The sequence below is a fragment of the Streptomyces sp. ISL-11 genome, from assembly GCF_018614525.1.
GTDB lineage: Bacteria > Actinomycetota > Actinomycetes > Streptomycetales > Streptomycetaceae > Streptomyces.
The window spans coordinates 607-1,607 of sequence record NZ_JAGGOL010000071.1; the positions used below are offsets into that span (position 1 = coordinate 607).

Genomic DNA, 1,001 nt, shown 5'->3' on the forward strand with positions numbered 1-1,001 from the left:
AGATCCGCCGGGCACGGCCTAGTCGGGAAGGGGTTCCTCCTCGTCGGGAGCGGGCCTCCAGGAGGAGGGACAGGGCCAGCAGTGCGACGCCGAGTCCGGCGAAGCCCCAGGGGAGCCAGGTGGTGAGCAGCAGGACGAGCCGGCGCTGGGACGTCACGAGGGCGACGGTGGAGTCGACGTAGTCGGCGCGCATCTTCACATGGCCCGCGAAGGCCGTGATCGGTTTCTTCTCCGGGTGGCCGGTCCAGCGCATCTCCTCCCGGTGGACCTCCTCGCCGTTGACGGGTGCGCCGGTGACGGGGTCGACCCAGAACATCCGCTTGGTGGAGTACCAGCGCTCCAGGCCGAGCTGCCGGACGGTGTCGGGGGAGATGCCGAGCGGCAGCGCGCGGGGCAGGGGGACACGGGTCCAGGGGATGGTCTGCTCGAAGTAGTAGACGTCCAGGCCGTGGAAGGAACGGGTGCCCCGGTAGTGGATGGGGGCGGCGGTGCGGGTCTGCATGTCGAAGTACTGGTAGTCGTGCTTGCGCACGAGGAAGGGCCATTTGTACGCGATACCCTCGCGGCGCACGGGGGTGCCGTCGACGTGTTCGCCGGCCGCGTGCACGGGTTGCTGGGTGTGGGCGTCGAAGACGTACCTCTCGGGGATGCGCGAGACCATGGCGCCGTCGGGGCCGGCGGCGTAGCTGAGGGTGTCCCAGACGACCACGTCACGGCCGGTGGCCTTCCGGACCTTGTCGGCCTCCTCCACATTGCCCTTGATCGTCTGGACCACGGTGACGCGGGGGACCCTCTTGGGTTCCAGGGTGGAGTAGTCGATGAGGGTGGCGTCCTTCGCCTCCATGACGACCGACTGGTAGCGGCCGGCCGGGACCTTGGCCAGCCGGGGGAAGGCGTACCAGCGCAGCAGGGGCGACAGGGCGGTGAGGAGGACGGCGAGGGCGAGGAGGATCAGGCTCGCTGTGCGGCGCATGGCGCGGCCTCCCGGCGCCTAGGGGGTG

Annotated in this window: 1 protein-coding gene; it reads right to left on the reverse strand. The window is 70.2% G+C overall.

The window, feature by feature from the left end; all coding sequences use genetic code 11:
- Nucleotides 1–973, reverse strand: a 973-nt coding sequence (locus J7E86_RS15915) for a DUF3068 domain-containing protein (protein WP_215082334.1), incomplete at its 3' end; no start/stop codon positions are given.
- Nucleotides 974–1,001: the final 28 nt, after the last annotated feature.